Below are 508 nucleotides of genomic sequence, written 5' to 3' on the forward strand. Positions count from 1 at the left end.
CGTGCTGGTCGGCCCGTCCGGCTGCGGCAAGTCGACCCTGCTCAACACCATTGCCGGGCTGGAGACGATCACCGCGGGCGAGATCAAGATCGACGGCCGCGACATCAGCGGGTTGCATCCGTCCAAGCGCGACATCGCCATGGTGTTCCAGTCCTATGCGCTCTATCCGAACATGACGGTGGCTGGCAACATCGCCTTCGGCATGGAGATCCGCGGCATTCCCAAGGAGGAGCGGGCCAAGGCGATCAAACAGGTCTCCGACATGCTGCAGATCGGTCATCTGCTCGACCGCAAGCCTTCCCAGCTCTCCGGCGGCCAGCGCCAGCGTGTCGCCATGGGTCGGGCCTTGGTGCGCAATCCGCAGGTCTTCCTGTTCGACGAACCGCTCTCCAACCTCGATGCCAAGCTGCGCGTCGACATGCGCACCGAGATCAAGCGGCTGCACCAGCGCATGGGCACCACCTTCGTCTATGTCACTCACGACCAGATCGAGGCGATGACGCTGGCG

1 protein-coding gene is annotated in these 508 nt (G+C 64.0%); it reads left to right on the plus strand.

Annotated features, from left to right (window positions below; genetic code table 11):
• Positions 1-508: ABC transporter ATP-binding protein (locus tag QWJ46_RS31405; RefSeq protein ID WP_302756388.1), on the plus strand; the 508-nt coding region annotated here is incomplete at both ends.

The sequence above is a fragment of the Rhizobium sp. CBN3 genome (assembly GCF_030518245.1).
Classification (GTDB): domain Bacteria; phylum Pseudomonadota; class Alphaproteobacteria; order Rhizobiales; family Rhizobiaceae; genus Rhizobium; species Rhizobium aethiopicum_A.